Source organism: Amycolatopsis sp. NPDC051373, from assembly GCF_040689465.1.
Taxonomy (GTDB): Bacteria; Actinomycetota; Actinomycetes; order Mycobacteriales; family Pseudonocardiaceae; genus Amycolatopsis.
In genome coordinates, this window is sequence record NZ_JBFBAE010000046.1 from 1 (window position 1) to 12920 (window position 12920).

Sequence of the window (12920 nt, forward strand, 5' to 3'; positions counted from 1 at the left end):
TTTGTTGGTTTTTTTTTCTCACCAACTCTCCTCCCCCCGGGCGCCGGCTGTCCTGCGTGGACGTTGTCGGTCCTCGACGTGCCGACGACCGCAGGAGGAACCGTGCAGGAGTCAGACTGGAAATCCGTGCTCGACGCGGCGAGCAACGCCGCGTCGAGCACCTCGGCTCCTTGCCGGACCGGCCCGTGTTCCCGACCGCGGACCACGCGACGATCCGCGCGGCGCTCGACCACCCGCCGACGGCGCGAGGGATCGACGCGGTGCGCGTCGTCGACGAGCTCGCTCGTGATCTCGAGCCCTACGTGGCCGCGCAGGCGAGCGGGCGCTACTTCGGTTACGTCGTCGGCGGCCTGCACCCGGCGGCGCTCGGCGCGGACCTGCTGCTCACGGCGTGGGACCAGAACGCTTCGCTCTACCCGTCGACGCCGGGTGTCTCCGTGGCCGAGGAACTCGCGGCCGAGTGGCTGGTCGACCTGCTGGGGCTGCCCGGCGAGAGCTCGGTCGGGTTCGTCACCGGCGGGCAGATGGCCACGTTCACCTGCCTCGCGGCGGCCCGGCACCAGGTGCTGCGCGACGTCGGGTGGAACGTCGAGGCGGACGGTCTCGCCGGCGCGCCGCGGATCACGGTCGTGGTCAAGTCCGGGGCGCACTCGACCGTGCTGCGCGCGCTGCGGTTCCTCGGCCTCGGCGAGCGGGCGCTGGTCACCGTGGCGTGCGACGACGAGGACAACATGCGCCCCGACGCACTGGAAAAGGTGCTGGCCTCCGTGCACGGGCCGACGATGATCGTCGTCGAATGCGGCAACGTGAACACCGGCAGCTTCGACGACTTCGCCGCCGTGGCCGACCTCGCCGAGGCCCATCGTGCCGCCGGCAATCCGACGTGGGTCCACGTCGACGGCGCCGTGATGCTCCTGGCTGCCGCGGCGCCGGCCATGGCGGCGCGTACCGCGGGCCTCTCGCGCCTCGACTCGTGGTCGACCGACGGGCACAAGCTGCTCAACGTCTCCTACGACTGCGGAATCGCCATCTGCGCCAACGCGTCCGCGCACCGGGCGGCCATGAGCGTGCAGGCGGCCTACCTCGAACAGGGTGAAGGCGGCCGCGACCCGATGGACTGGGGACCCGACTTTTCCCGGCGGGCCCGCGGGGTCGGCGTCTACGCGACGCTGCGGGCGCTCGGCCGCGACGGCGTCGCCGGCCTGGTCGAGCGGACGATCGGGCTGGCCCGCCGTTTCGCCGACCAGCTCGGCGCGAGTGGTCAGGCCGAGATCGTGAACGACGTCATGTCCAATCAGGTGCTCGTGCGCTGGCTCGCGCCTGACGGCGACCACGGCCGGCTCGCCGACGCCGTCATGGCCGGGGTTCGCGCCGAGGGCAAGGCGTTCTTCACCGGCACCACCTACCGCGGCGAGCGGCTCATGCGCATCTCGGTTTCGGACTGGGCGAGCGACGAGGCAGACGTGGATCAGGCCGTCGAAGCCCTGCTGCGTCACGCGCGACTGGCCGTCTGAAGCTCAGGCGCGCCGGCTCTCCACGAACGCGCGCACTGACTTCAGCTGGGCGGCCAGCTCGCGGCCGTCGGCGTCGGCGCGTGCGATGGTGAGCGTGCCGAGCACGGTGGCGGTGAGCAAATCCGCGAGCACGGCCGAGTCAGCGGTGGATTCGCCCAGCTCACGGCCGCGTTCGAGGGCGGCAAGGAACCCCGCGCGGAGCTGCTCGCGGTAGCGCCGGGTGGCAGTGGCGACGTGCTCGTCGACCGGCTTGGACATCGCCGTGGTGGCCAGGCAGCCGAAGCCCGCGTTCGGGCCGTCGAGCACGGATTCCAGGCGGGACAACGCTTCGAGCACGTCTTCGGTGCCACGCTCGCCCTGCTGAAGTGGTGCGAGAACGTCTTGCATGAGCGCGAGGTACTCGTCGACGGCTTCGCGGTAGATCTCGATCTTCGTGCCGAACGAGTTGTACAGGCTCGACGTGGACAGTCCCGTCGCCGCGGCCATCTGCTGCTGGGTGACGCCGTCGAAGCCGACGTGCCAGAACAGGGTCATCAGGCTGTTCAGGGCTTCGTGGCGGTCGAAGCCGAGCGGCCGGCCCGCGCGCGGCGATTCTGAGTTCACCCACTCAGTGTTCGTCGCCGGCGGGGGATTTTCAAGCCCACGGACCTGCGGTGGTACCCGCTGGGTATCACAGAGGGCGGAACAGGTCTTGGACGCGGCTCGCGCGCCCGGCGCACAGTCGAGGTGATCGACGACGGGAGCGAGATGAGCAGGGAACCCGGGATGGACCGCGGCGCGGTGCTGTGGTCCGAAGTGGAGAGTGCACGGGGGTCGCGGCCGCTGCTGGTGATGCTGCACGGCTGGAGCTACGACGAGACGCACCTGCACCGGCTGATCACGCCGCTGCTGCCGGCCGAGGTCGTGGTCGCGTCGGTTCGGGCGCGCATTCCGGAGGCCGGCGGGTACGCGTGGTTTCCCAGCCAGGGCAACCCGATCGGCGACCCTCAGTCGCGAGTGGCCAACGCGGCGACGCTCGATGTCCTGGCGTGGCTGGAGACGATCGACGCGCCGTCGATCGGGCTGCTCGGCTTCTCCCAGGGCGGTGCCATGGTCCACCAGCTCATGCGGCACGCGCCTGTGCGCTTCGAATACGGCGTGAACCTGGCGGGTTTCGTCGTGCGGGACGAGCAGCCCGGTGACGAGCTCTTGAGCACCACACGGCCGCCCGTCTTTTGGGGCCGGGGCCGGGAAGACGGTGTCATCCCGGCTGCGGCGCTCGCCCGGACGGACCGGTGGCTGGCGCGGCACGCCACCGTCGAGAACCACGTCTACCCCGGCCTGGGCCACGACGTGCAGGGTCAGGAGATCGAGGACGTCGCGGCTTTCGTCGGCGAGCAGATCCGTTAGACCTCAGGATTTTTCCTGTACCACCAGTGTTCGAGGAGGCACACCCATGCGTCACGACATTGAGTTCGACGCCGAAGGAGCGTTGCTGCGCGGCTGGTTCTACGAGGCCGAGGGGGTCGCCGGGCCCGCGCCGTGTGTGGTCATGGCCCACGGCTGGAGCTCGACCAAGCGCATGTACCTCGACCGGTTCGCCGAGGTCTTCGCCGCCGGCGGTCTGTCGGTGCTGTTGTACGACAACCGCGGCTGGGGTGATTCGGAGGCGGCACCGGGACAGCCCCGGCACGAGATCGACCCGTGGGTGCAGGTCGGTGACTACCGGCACGCGATCACCCACGCGCAGAACCGGCCCGATGTGGACCCCGGCCGGGTGGGGGTCTGGGGAACCAGTTTCTCGGGCGCGCACGCCTATGTCGTCGCGGCGATGGACCGGCGCGTGAAGGCTGTGGTCACGCAGGCACCATTCGTCAGCGGCCGCGCGACCTACGCGAACCTCGCGCGGGTCGACAACCAGGTCGTCGGGCCGGATGTGTTCACGGCCGACCGCCGGGCTCGCGCTCGCGGGGAAGCCGCCGCGACGATCCCCGTCATCGGCACCGACCCCGGGCAGCTCGTGGGACTGCCGACGCGCGACTCGCACGAGTGGTTCACCCATGCGCGCGCGGAGCTGGATCCCAGCTGGCCCAACGAGGTCACGCTGCGCAGCCTCGACAACTTCTATTGCTACGAACCGGCGAAGTACCTGCCGGAGGTGACGCCGACGCCGCTGCTGATGATCGTCGGCAGCGAAGACGGCCTGACAGGCGGCAACCTCGCCGCCGTCGCCTATTCCGGCGCGGCCGAGCCGAAGGACATCGTGTTCCTGCCGGGCGGACATTTCGACGCATACACGGGCGAGGGCTTCAAGGTTGCTTCGCAAGCGGCGCGGGACTGGTTCGTGCGGCACCTCACCGCGCTGTGATACCCGGAAGATATCACAGCGACCGAAAGAGGTCTTGGACGTACACCTCGGCCTCGACGCACAGTTGTTCTGTATCCATTGTGAGCAAAGGGAGTTGTCATGAGGGTCTTCTTGACCGGCGGATCCGGCTACATCGGACAGGCCACGATCGCCGAGCTGGTGAAGCAGGGGCACGCAGTGGAGGCGCTCGCCCGCAGTGACCGCGCGGAGGCGACGGTCGTGGCGGCCGGCGCCACCGCGGTCCGCGGCGGTCTCACCGATCTGGCCGTGCTGAAGGACTCCGCGGCCCGCGCCGACGCCGTGATCCACCTGGCGCAGGCCGAATCGGGCGACGAGGACCTCGCCGCCGCCACGGCGATGCAGGACGGCGTCGGCACCGGCACCTACGTGCACACCGGCGGCACCTGGGTCTATGGCGACACCGACGGCGTCGCCGACGAGTCCGCGCCCTGGAACCCGCCCGCCGCGGTCGCGTGGCGCAAGCCGGTGGAGGACGCCGTGCTGGCCCACGGCGGACGCCCCGTCATCGTGCAGCCAGGCCTGCTCTACGGCGGCGACAACCGCCTGATCGACGCCTTCATCGTCCAGCCCGGCAAGAAGAACGGCGCCATCCCCTACATCGGCGACGGCGCGAACCACTGGGCGCTCGTCCACATCGACGATCTCGCCCCGCTCTACGTCGCCGCCCTCTCCGCGCCGGCGGGCTCGGTCTACGTGGGCGTCGGCGGCGTCAACCCGACCGCCAAGCAGGTCGCCGAGGCGTGCGCTCAAGCCGCGGGCCTCGCCGGCAGGACCACGTCGATCCCGCTGGAACAGGCGCAGGCCGAGATGGGCCCGATCGCCGACGCGTTCGCGCTCGACCAGCAGCTGACGCCGGCCAAGGCGCAGCGTGAGCTGGGCTGGCAGCCGCGGCACACCGACCCGTTGGCGGTCTTCGCCCAGGGCTGATTCCCGTAACCCCGGCGATGGTCTTGCTCAGCCGGACCACCGCCGGGCTCGCCGTGATCGGCTTGGCATGGGCCCAGCGCGTCGACGGGGATGGCGGAGGTGGGCGAGGCCGTGGGGTCGTACGAGGTGCGGGTGACGGACGCGGTCGCGGGCGCGCCGGAGGACCCGACGGGGTTCTGGGTCGAGCACGTGCGGGACAACCACGGTGCGTTGCACGTGCGGTTCGCCGAGCCGGTGGGGTTCCGCGGGGGCACAGTCGTGCAGCGGGCAGGGGAGCAGCAGCTGGTCGAGTTCTGGTCCGACGCCGTGGAGTCCTCCGCGCGCCTGCCGGACGCCGAGCTGCGCGTCTACGCCGTATGCGGACACCTGCCCAACATCGAGCACGCGCAGCGGTTCGTGGAAGACGTCTTGGCCTTCTTCGCACGCCGGTACCGCAAGCCTGAGTAATCGATCGGCCTCACCGCGAGCGCCGCCGAGCTGTCTTCGGCGGCGCTCTTCGGCGTGTCCGGGCTCGCACCTCGAGGCCTACCCCGGCGATTGACTCCCGATCTCCGCGTCTGCTCTACTGTTCAGAGATTAGTTCTGCTCTACAGAGTTTTGGTTTGAGGAGAGTCGACGATGACGGATCAGTCCGGCACCCTGTCCGACGTGCGGCGCGGGATGATCCCGGCGCACATCTACAACGACCGGGAGATCTTCGAGCTGGAGCGGGAGCGCGTCTTCGGCCGGGCGTGGCTGTTCGTGGCCCACGAGTCGGAGATCGCCAAGCCCGGCGACTACGTGGTGCGCCGCGTGCTGGACGACTCGTTCATCGTCACGCGCGACGAGAAGGGCGAGATCCGGGCGCACTTCAACATGTGTCTGCACCGCGGGATGCAGGTCTGCCGTGCGGAGATGGGCAACGCCTCGCACTTCCGGTGCCCCTACCACGGCTGGTCCTACCGCAACGACGGCCGGATCGTCGGGCTGCCATTCCACCAGGAGGCCTACGGCGGCGAGGCCGGGTTCAAGCGCAAGGGCCAGCGGCTGCTGCCGGCGCCCAACCTCGACACCTACAACGGGCTGATCTTCGTCTCGCTCGACCGGGAAGCCCCGCCGCTGGTGGACTTCCTCGGCGATTTCCGCTTTTACCTGGACTTCTACACCAAGCAGAGCCCCAGCGGCATCGAGCTGCGCGGCCCGCAGCGCTGGCGCGTGAAGGCCAACTGGAAGATCGGCGCCGAGAACTTCGCCGGCGACATGTACCACACGCCGCAGACGCACACCTCCGTCGTGGAGATCGGCCTCTTCCGCGAGCCGAAGGCGGAGAAGCGCAAGGACGGCGCCACGTACTGGGCCGGCAACGGCGGCGGCACCACCTACAAGCTGCCGCCGGGCGGGTTCGACGAGCGCACGCGCTACGTCGGCTACCCCCAGGAGATGGTCGACCGCATGAAGGCCAGCTTCTCGCAGGCCCAGCAGCAGGTGATCGGCGAGGACGGCTTCATGATCTCCGCCGCTTCGGTGTTCCCGAACCTGTCGTTCGTGCACAACTGGCCGCGCGTCGCGGATTCCGACGACGTGCTGCCGTTCATCTCCGTCCGCCAGTGGCAGCCGATCAGCGAGAACGAGACCGAGGTGCTGTCCTGGTTCGCGGTCGACGCGGAGGCGCCCGAGGAGTACAAGGCCTTGTCCTACAAGGCTTATCTGATGTGCTTTGGGTCCACCGGCATGTTCGAGCAGGACGACGTCGAGAACTGGGTCTCGCTCACCAACACCGCCGCCGGCTCGATGGCGCGGCGCCTCAAGCTCAACAGCCGCATGGGCATCCTCGAAGACGACACCGAGGTCGTCCCCGCGCTCACCCCGGAGCAGTTCCACGGCCCGGGCGTCGCGCACACCGGCTACGGCGAGTACAACCAGCGCGAGCTGCTCAACCGGTGGGCCGACTACCTCGAACAGCCGACGAAATCGGCCACCGCCCTGGAAGTCGGCGCGCCGGCCGAGACCGCCGAGGCGGTGCAGGCATGACCACCGGAACTCACTCCAGCCGTTCCGCGCTCGGGGCGAACGCGTCCCGCATCCTGCGCACCGGCCGGCCGCTGCCGTTCGACGACGCCCGCCACCTACAGGCGCACCAGTGGCTGGTCGACGAAGCGTGGCTGCTCGACGCGCAGGACTACGAGCAGTGGCTGACCACGCTCACCGAGGACATCCACTACCTGATGCCGGTGCGCGTCACCACCGCGCTGGGCGCGGGGTTCGACACCGCGCCGGGGATGGCGCACTTCGACGAGGACAAGTACTCGCTGTCGCGGCGTGTCGCGCGGTTCATGACCGAGCACGCCTGGACCGAGGACCCGCCTTCGCGCCTGCGCCACCACCTGTCCAACGTGCGCACGTTCGCGACCGAAGACGACAACCACCTCGTCGTGGAATCCGCGACGCTGCTGTTCCGCAGCCGCGGCGACGTGCTGTCCGGCTCGATCGTCTCCGCCGGCCGCGAGGACCTGCTGCGCCGCGCCCCCGACGGCTGGCAGCTCGCGCGGCGCACGATCCTCGTCGACGATTCGGTGATCCGCATGCAGAACCTGGCGATCTTCCTGTGAACCTCTCCTGGGAAGGCGAGGCCGAGGACGCCCGCGCGGCGGCCGCGGCTGCCGCGGAACACGACGAACTGGTCGCCCACACCACGGGCGAGGTGATCCGGCTCGGCAACGAGTTCGCCGAGATCCTGGTGCGGCGCGTCGACACGCGCAACGGCGCCCGGCTGCTGATCGAGTCGCCGAAGTCGGGCCAGTGGGTGTCGTTGTGCCCGCTGGAGCTGGAGGCGCTGACCTGGCAGAACACCGAGACGTTCTCCGCCATGATCGGCCACCCCTTCGGCCCGCTCGTGGCCTCCGAATCCACCGACCGAGGGGAGGACTCGTGACCGGCTGGCTGGAAGGCCGCCGCGCGCTCGTCGTCGGCGCCGGTTCGGGCATCGGCCGCGCGGTCGTCGACGCGTTCCTCGCCGAGGGCGCGCGCGTCGCCGTGCTCGAACGCGACGCGGCCAAAGCGGCGGCGCTCGAAGCCGAGGTCCCCGATGTGCGGGTCACGGTCGGCGACGCGACCACGCGAGCGGCCAACGACACCGCGGTCGCCGCCGCCGTCGCCGCGTTCGGCGGTCTCGACGTGCTCGTCAACTGCGTCGGTGTCTTCGACTTCTACCGCAGCATCGAGGACCTCGACGCCGATGTGCTCGACGACGCGTTCGACGAGATGTTCCGCACCAACGTCAAGAGCCACCTGCATTCGGTGAAAGCCGCGCTGCCGGAGCTGAAGCGCTCGGGTCATGGCGTGGTGCTGCTGACCGAGTCGACGTCGTCGTACTACCCGGGCCGCGGCGGCGTGCTGTACCTGTCGTCGAAGTTCGCCGTGCGCGGGCTCGTCACCGCGCTCGCGCACGACCTCGCGCCGGAGATCCGCGTGAACGGCGTCGCGCCCGGCGGGACGCTGGGCACCGACCTGCGCGGCCTGCCCAGCCTCGGCACCGCCGAGCGCAGCCTCGGCGACGCGCCGCGCCGCGCCGAGGAGCTCGCCGCGCGCGTGCCCTTGCACGTGGCGCTCAGCGGCGAGGACCACGCGTGGAGCTACGTGTTCCTCGCCTCCGACCGCGCCCGCGGCATCACCGGTCAGGCCGTCCACCCCGACGGCGGCATCGGCGTTTCCGCGCCCCGCAAACGATCCTGAACCCGAAACGGAAAGACCGATGGCCAAGCTCACCGCCGACACCGACCTCTGCCAGGGATACGGCAACTGCCTCACCACCGCTGACGACGTCTACGACATCGACGACGACGGCAAAGTCGTCCTGCTGACCGAAACCATCCCCGAGGCCGACCGCGCCCGCGTCGAAGCGGCGGCGCGCAGCTGCCCGGTCAAGGCACTGGGAGTGGTCGACGGATGAGCACGGTCGTGATCGTCGGCGCGTCGGTGGGCGGTGTCCGTACGGCCCAGGCGCTGCGGGCGAACGGCCACGACGGCCGGATCGTTCTCGTCGGAGCCGAACCCCATCTGCCCTACGACAAACCGCCGCTGTCCAAGCAGTTCCTCGCCGGCGCGTGGGAGCACGACCGGCTGGCGCTGCTCACGGAGGAGGAAGCCGCCGCCGACGGCATCGAGCTGCGGCTCGGTGTCGCTGCGACGGGCCTCGACCCGGTCGCGCGCACCGTCGAGCTGGCCGACGGGACGAGCGTCGGCTACGACACGCTCGTGATCGCCACCGGCGCTACCGCGCGACCGTCGCCGTGGGCCGCCGAATCCGGGGTGCACGTGCTCCGGACCCTCGGCGACGGCACGGGCCTGCGGGCCGCGCTCGCCGAACCGGGGCCGCTCGTGGTCGTCGGCGGCGGATTCATCGGCGCCGAGGTCGCGGCCACCGCGCACGCCGCCGGCCGCGCGGTCACGGTCGTCGATCCGCTGCCGGCGCCGATCGCGCGCGTGCTCGGTGCCGAGGTGGGCCGGCTGGTCGGCGACGTGCACCGGCGCCACGGCGTCGAGACGCGCTTCGGCACCGGCGTCCAGGCGGTGTCCGGGCGGGTAGGCGCGCTGGAGGTCGCGCTCACCGACGGGACGGTGCTGCCCGCGGGCACGGTGGTCGTCGGCATCGGCGCGGTGCCGGCGGTCGAGTGGCTTGCCGATTCGGGGCTGGAGCTGGACAACGGCCTCGTGTGCGACGAGTTCTGCCGCGCCACCGGGCACCCGGAGATCTTCGGCGTCGGCGACGTCGCCCGCTGGTTCCACGCCGGCCACGGCGAGCACGTGCGCGTCGAGCACTGGACCAACGCGGTCGAGCAGGCGGCGTGCGTGGCGCACAACGTCGTCCACCCGGAGGAGCCGGTGCAGTACCGGCCGACCGAGTACGCGTGGAGCGACCAGTACGACTGGAAAATCCAGATCGCGGGACGGCCGAACCGCGCGACCGGCTTCGAGCTGGCCGGCGATCCCACCACCGACCCACCGCGGTTCGCCGCGCTCTACCGCGACGAAACCGGCAGGCTTTCCGCGGCCGTCACGGTGAACTGGCCGAAGCTGCTCGTCGCCGCGCGCCGGCTCATCACCGCCGGAACCCCCTACGAGGAAGGACTTTCCGTGCTGGACAAGCTGATCGCCCCGGTGAGTGCGGCATGACCGAGTTGCAGCAAGAACGGCAGCTCGTCTCCGACGCCTGCCGCGTGCTCGCCGCCCGGGGGCTGGCGGAAGGGTTCCTCGGCCACGTTTCCCTGCGCATCGACGACGAACTCCTGCTCGTCCGCTGCCGCGGGCAGCGGGAGCGGGGGCTGGCGTGGACCACGCCCGAGGACATCCGGCTGGTCGACCTCGACGGCGCAGCCGCGGCGTCCGGCGAGCTCGACGGCTGGTCGGTCCCCAACGAGCTGCCCCTGCACACCGAGGTGCTGCGCACTGATCCCGCGGTGAAGGCCGTGGTGCACGCGCACCCGCCGTCGGTAGTCGCGGCGGACCTGGCGGGGCTGGCGATCCGGCCCATCGTGGGCGCCTACGACATCCCCGGAGCCAAGCTCGCGGCCGGCGGGGTGCCCGTGTACCCGCGTGGGGTCCTGGTCCGCAACCGCACGCTGGCGAAGGAAATGGTGGCGGCGATGGCCGGTCGGCCGGTCGTTCTGCTGCGTGGGCACGGCCTCACGAGCAGCGGAGGTTCGGTGCAGGAAGCGGTGCTGCGCGCGCTGTCCGTGGACACGCTCGCTCGGATGGCGCTGGACGTGGTGAGTGCCGGCGGCCGGCTCGCCGACCTGCCGCCGGAAGACCTGGCGGAGCTGCCGGACCTGGGGCCGGCCTTCAACGAGGGCGTGGCCTGGCGCCACGAGCTCGCCCGGCTCGGCTAGTGCACCGGCTGTCAATGCAACAGCGGCGTGGCTTCGGCGACCGTCTCCTTGAGACGTTCGCCGATCTGCCGGACCTCGGCGCGGGACAGCCGCCCGACCGGCAGCGAGACGTTCAGCGCGAGCCGCGCGGGGAGGTTCCCGGCGGGGAAGGCGACGGCGACCGACGCCACGCCTTCCTCGCTCTCCTCGCTGCTGGTCGAGTAACCGCGCCGGCGCACGCTCTCGATCTCCAGCTCCAGCTCGCTGCGCGTGCCGATCGAGTTGGGCGTGAGCGTCTCCAGCTGCTCGTCCGGGTACATCCGGTGCAGGTCCTCGGTGGACAGCTCGGCGAGCAGCGCCTTGCCGGTCGAGGTGCAGTTGGCGGGCATCGCCTGGCCCAGCCGCGAGGCGACCCGGACCGCGCGCGGGCTTTCGATGGCCTCGATGAACCGCACCGCGGTGCCGTCGAGGATCGCGAGGTGCACGGTCTCGGCGAACTCGTTGTTGAGCTTCTCGAGGAACGGCCGCAGCGTCTCACGCACGTCGAACCGCTGCAGGATCGCGAAGGCGACGGCCGTGAGCGAGGTGCCCGGCCGGTAGGTCTTCGTTCGCGCGTCCTGCCGGATGAAACCGCGGTACTGCAGCATCGCCAGCAGGCGGTGCGCGGTGGAAGAGGCGACACCCAGGTACTCGGCGACGTCCGTCATCCGCAGCTCGGGGCGATCCCCCAGCAGCAGGAGGATCCGAAGCGCCTTGTCGACCGAGTCGATCGGGTACTGCGGTGCGGGCGAGTGCGCGCCGGCGGGGTCGAGAGCGGGCTTCTTCATAGCAGAATCGTACGGCAAACGGCGAACCCGGCGGGGCGCGGTGATCACCGCGCCGCGGGCGGTCCGCACCGGGAACGTCTGCCCGGCAGCCAAGAACTCGAGAACGACGCACCTTTGCGGGCAACGGAAAACGCCCTCCGCAACCGTGTCGAAACGTTGGGAACGCACGGCGAACCTGTGCCTTGACCCGGTTCTCAACCTCTGTTAGACAGAGCGCACTTCTTCATCGCAGAAGACTGGTGAACCATGACCATTGCTGTTCAGTTCTCCCCGCCGCCGAGACCGTCCCCACCACGGCGCCGCTTCGGCTTCGTGTTCGCGGCTCTCGCACTCGCCACGGCCGGCTGCTCCGCTTCAGCCGTTTCAGACGACTCCGCCTACACGCTGGGCCTCATCACCAGCCAGACCGGCACCGGCAGCCAGCTCGGCGTCGGCGAGCTGCAGGGCGCGCAGCTGGCGGTGGACCAGATCAACGCGCGCGGCGGCGTCAACGGCAAGCCCCTGCGGCTGCGCACCGCCGACGACCAGAGCAATCCCGCGCAGGCCGTGCTGCAGACGCGCAAGATGCTCGGCAGCGTCGACGCGCTCGTCGGGCCGTCGCTGTCGGGCCCGTGCCAGGCCGTGATCCCGCTGGCGTCCAGCGCGCAGCTGATCGACTACTGCCTTTCCCCCGGTGTGAAGCCGAAACCGGACTCGTACCAGTGGTCGGCCAGCGCGCCGACCGACACGCTCGCCGAGCGGCTGCTGGCGTACTGGAAGAGCCAGGGCATCACGCGCGTCGGGCTCATCTACACCACCGACGCGAGCGGCCTCGACGGCGCGCACGCGATCCAGTCGGCCGCCGCGCACACGGGTGTTTCCGTGGTGGGACAGGCCAGCTACAGCCCCACGGCGGTGTCGGTGACCTCGCAGCTGCAGGCCACCACCTCGGGCCGGCCTCAGGCGCTGGTGGTGTGGAGCAGCGGCGCGGCCGCGGGTGTCGCGTTCAAGGGCATCGACCAAATGGGACTCAAGCTCCCGGTCGCGACCACCGACGGCAACCTCACCTACGCGTTCCTGCGCCGCATCGCCGACTACACGCCGGACACGTTGCTCATCCCGGCCACGCGCGACTTCTGGTGGCAGCAGCAGAACCCGAGCATCCAGGTGCAGCAGCTGGAACGCGGCTACCACGACGAGTTCCGCGCCCGCTACGGCGCCGACCCCGACTTCGGGCCCGGCGTCGCCTACGACGGGGTGCTGCTCGTCGCGCAGGCGCTGGAGAAGGCGCACGGCAACGTCGCCGGAACCCGTGACGCACTGGAGAGCCTGCGCGGGGTCTCAGGTGTCGTCGGCACTTATTCGTTCGCCCGGGACAACCACCGCGGGATCGGCGCCGACGACGTCGGCATCGTGCGCGCGACCGGTGGCCGGCTGACCTTCGTGGGGAGATGAGCACGGC

Annotated in this window: 15 protein-coding genes; 13 read left to right on the top strand and 2 right to left on the bottom strand. The window is 70.7% G+C overall.

Going from position 1 to position 12920, the window contains the following annotated elements; translation table 11 throughout:
• The first annotated feature begins 185 nt into the window (after nt 1-185).
• The gene (locus tag AB0383_RS47520) at nt 186-1514 is read left to right on the top strand and encodes a pyridoxal-dependent decarboxylase (protein ID WP_366191110.1); all 1329 of its coding nucleotides are present in this window, start codon (nt 186-188) and stop codon (nt 1512-1514) included.
• A gap of 3 nt (nt 1515-1517) precedes the next feature.
• Here the strand turns inward: AB0383_RS47520 and AB0383_RS47525 are convergent, their stop codons facing one another.
• The gene (locus AB0383_RS47525) at nt 1518-2117 is read right to left on the bottom strand and encodes a TetR/AcrR family transcriptional regulator (RefSeq protein WP_364186026.1); all 600 of its coding nucleotides are present in this window, start codon (nt 2115-2117) and stop codon (nt 1518-1520) included.
• 144 nt (nt 2118-2261) lie between these two features.
• On the opposite strand from AB0383_RS47525, the gene AB0383_RS47530 reads away from it, so the two are divergent.
• The 11 genes from AB0383_RS47530 to AB0383_RS47580 all read left to right on the top strand — a co-directional run bounded on the left by AB0383_RS47530 (nt 2262) and on the right by AB0383_RS47580 (nt 10673).
• Nucleotides 2262-2903, top strand: coding sequence for a dienelactone hydrolase family protein (locus AB0383_RS47530; protein WP_364186028.1), 642 nt, complete (start codon nt 2262-2264; stop codon nt 2901-2903).
• Between the two features lie 46 nt (nt 2904-2949).
• Complete coding sequence (locus AB0383_RS47535) at nt 2950-3861, top strand: alpha/beta fold hydrolase (protein ID WP_366191113.1); 912 nt, start codon at nt 2950-2952, stop codon at nt 3859-3861.
• Nucleotides 3862-3960: 99 nt separating this feature from the next.
• A complete protein-coding gene (locus AB0383_RS47540; RefSeq protein ID WP_364186030.1) occupies nt 3961-4809 on the top strand; it encodes an NAD-dependent epimerase/dehydratase family protein in 849 nt (282 codons plus the stop codon).
• A gap of 111 nt (nt 4810-4920) precedes the next feature.
• On the top strand, nt 4921-5256 hold the full coding sequence (locus AB0383_RS47545) for a hypothetical protein (RefSeq protein WP_364186032.1): 336 nt from the start codon (nt 4921-4923) through the stop codon (nt 5254-5256).
• Nucleotides 5257-5427: 171 nt separating this feature from the next.
• Nucleotides 5428-6819, top strand: coding sequence for a Rieske 2Fe-2S domain-containing protein (locus tag AB0383_RS47550; RefSeq protein WP_366191116.1), 1392 nt, complete (start codon nt 5428-5430; stop codon nt 6817-6819).
• Nucleotides 6816-7397, top strand: coding sequence for a 3-phenylpropionate/cinnamic acid dioxygenase subunit beta (locus AB0383_RS47555; RefSeq protein WP_364186035.1), 582 nt, complete (start codon nt 6816-6818; stop codon nt 7395-7397). The genes AB0383_RS47550 and AB0383_RS47555 overlap by 4 nt, the downstream gene beginning before the upstream one ends.
• Complete coding sequence (locus AB0383_RS47560) at nt 7394-7720, top strand: hypothetical protein (RefSeq protein ID WP_366191119.1); 327 nt, start codon at nt 7394-7396, stop codon at nt 7718-7720. Before AB0383_RS47555 ends, AB0383_RS47560 begins: the two co-directional genes overlap by 4 nt.
• A complete protein-coding gene (gene hcaB / locus AB0383_RS47565) occupies nt 7717-8520 on the top strand; it encodes a 3-(cis-5,6-dihydroxycyclohexa-1,3-dien-1-yl)propanoate dehydrogenase (RefSeq protein ID WP_364186039.1) in 804 nt (267 codons plus the stop codon). Before AB0383_RS47560 ends, hcaB begins: the two co-directional genes overlap by 4 nt.
• A gap of 19 nt (nt 8521-8539) precedes the next feature.
• Nucleotides 8540-8737: a ferredoxin gene (locus tag AB0383_RS47570; RefSeq protein WP_366191121.1), complete on the top strand. Its 198-nt coding sequence runs from the start codon at nt 8540-8542 to the stop codon at nt 8735-8737.
• Nucleotides 8734-9960 carry an FAD-dependent oxidoreductase gene (locus tag AB0383_RS47575; protein WP_364186043.1) on the top strand — a complete coding sequence of 409 codons (1227 nt, stop codon included), beginning with the start codon at nt 8734-8736 and terminating at the stop codon, nt 9958-9960. The genes AB0383_RS47570 and AB0383_RS47575 overlap by 4 nt, the downstream gene beginning before the upstream one ends.
• Nucleotides 9957-10673: a class II aldolase/adducin family protein gene (locus tag AB0383_RS47580; protein ID WP_364186045.1), complete on the top strand. Its 717-nt coding sequence runs from the start codon at nt 9957-9959 to the stop codon at nt 10671-10673. The genes AB0383_RS47575 and AB0383_RS47580 overlap by 4 nt, the downstream gene beginning before the upstream one ends.
• 11 nt (nt 10674-10684) lie before the next feature.
• On the opposite strand, the gene AB0383_RS47585 is transcribed toward AB0383_RS47580, so the two are convergent.
• Nucleotides 10685-11479: an IclR family transcriptional regulator gene (locus tag AB0383_RS47585; protein WP_364186046.1), complete on the bottom strand. Its 795-nt coding sequence runs from the start codon at nt 11477-11479 to the stop codon at nt 10685-10687.
• Nucleotides 11480-11725: 246 nt separating this feature from the next.
• Between AB0383_RS47585 and AB0383_RS47590 the strand changes: the two genes are divergently transcribed.
• Nucleotides 11726-12913 carry an ABC transporter substrate-binding protein gene (locus AB0383_RS47590; RefSeq protein ID WP_364186048.1) on the top strand — a complete coding sequence of 396 codons (1188 nt, stop codon included), beginning with the start codon at nt 11726-11728 and terminating at the stop codon, nt 12911-12913.
• Nucleotides 12914-12920 lie beyond the last annotated feature (7 nt).

Excerpts from the sequence above, each read along its gene's own strand:
- AB0383_RS47530 (WP_364186028.1), top strand. The coding sequence starts at position 2,262 with ATGAGCAGGGAACCCGGGATGGACCGCGGCGCGGTGCTGTGGTCCGAA.
- AB0383_RS47535 (WP_366191113.1), top strand. The coding sequence starts at position 2,950 with ATGCGTCACGACATTGAGTTCGACGCCGAAGGAGCGTTGCTGCGCGGC.
- AB0383_RS47540 (WP_364186030.1), top strand. The coding sequence starts at position 3,961 with ATGAGGGTCTTCTTGACCGGCGGATCCGGCTACATCGGACAGGCCACG.
- AB0383_RS47550 (WP_366191116.1), top strand. The coding sequence starts at position 5,428 with ATGACGGATCAGTCCGGCACCCTGTCCGACGTGCGGCGCGGGATGATC.
- AB0383_RS47555 (WP_364186035.1), top strand. The coding sequence starts at position 6,816 with ATGACCACCGGAACTCACTCCAGCCGTTCCGCGCTCGGGGCGAACGCG.
- AB0383_RS47570 (WP_366191121.1), top strand. The coding sequence starts at position 8,540 with ATGGCCAAGCTCACCGCCGACACCGACCTCTGCCAGGGATACGGCAAC.
- AB0383_RS47575 (WP_364186043.1), top strand. The coding sequence starts at position 8,734 with ATGAGCACGGTCGTGATCGTCGGCGCGTCGGTGGGCGGTGTCCGTACG.
- AB0383_RS47580 (WP_364186045.1), top strand. The coding sequence starts at position 9,957 with ATGACCGAGTTGCAGCAAGAACGGCAGCTCGTCTCCGACGCCTGCCGC.
- AB0383_RS47585 (WP_364186046.1), bottom strand. The coding sequence starts at position 11,479 with ATGAAGAAGCCCGCTCTCGACCCCGCCGGCGCGCACTCGCCCGCACCG.
- AB0383_RS47590 (WP_364186048.1), top strand. The coding sequence starts at position 11,726 with ATGACCATTGCTGTTCAGTTCTCCCCGCCGCCGAGACCGTCCCCACCA.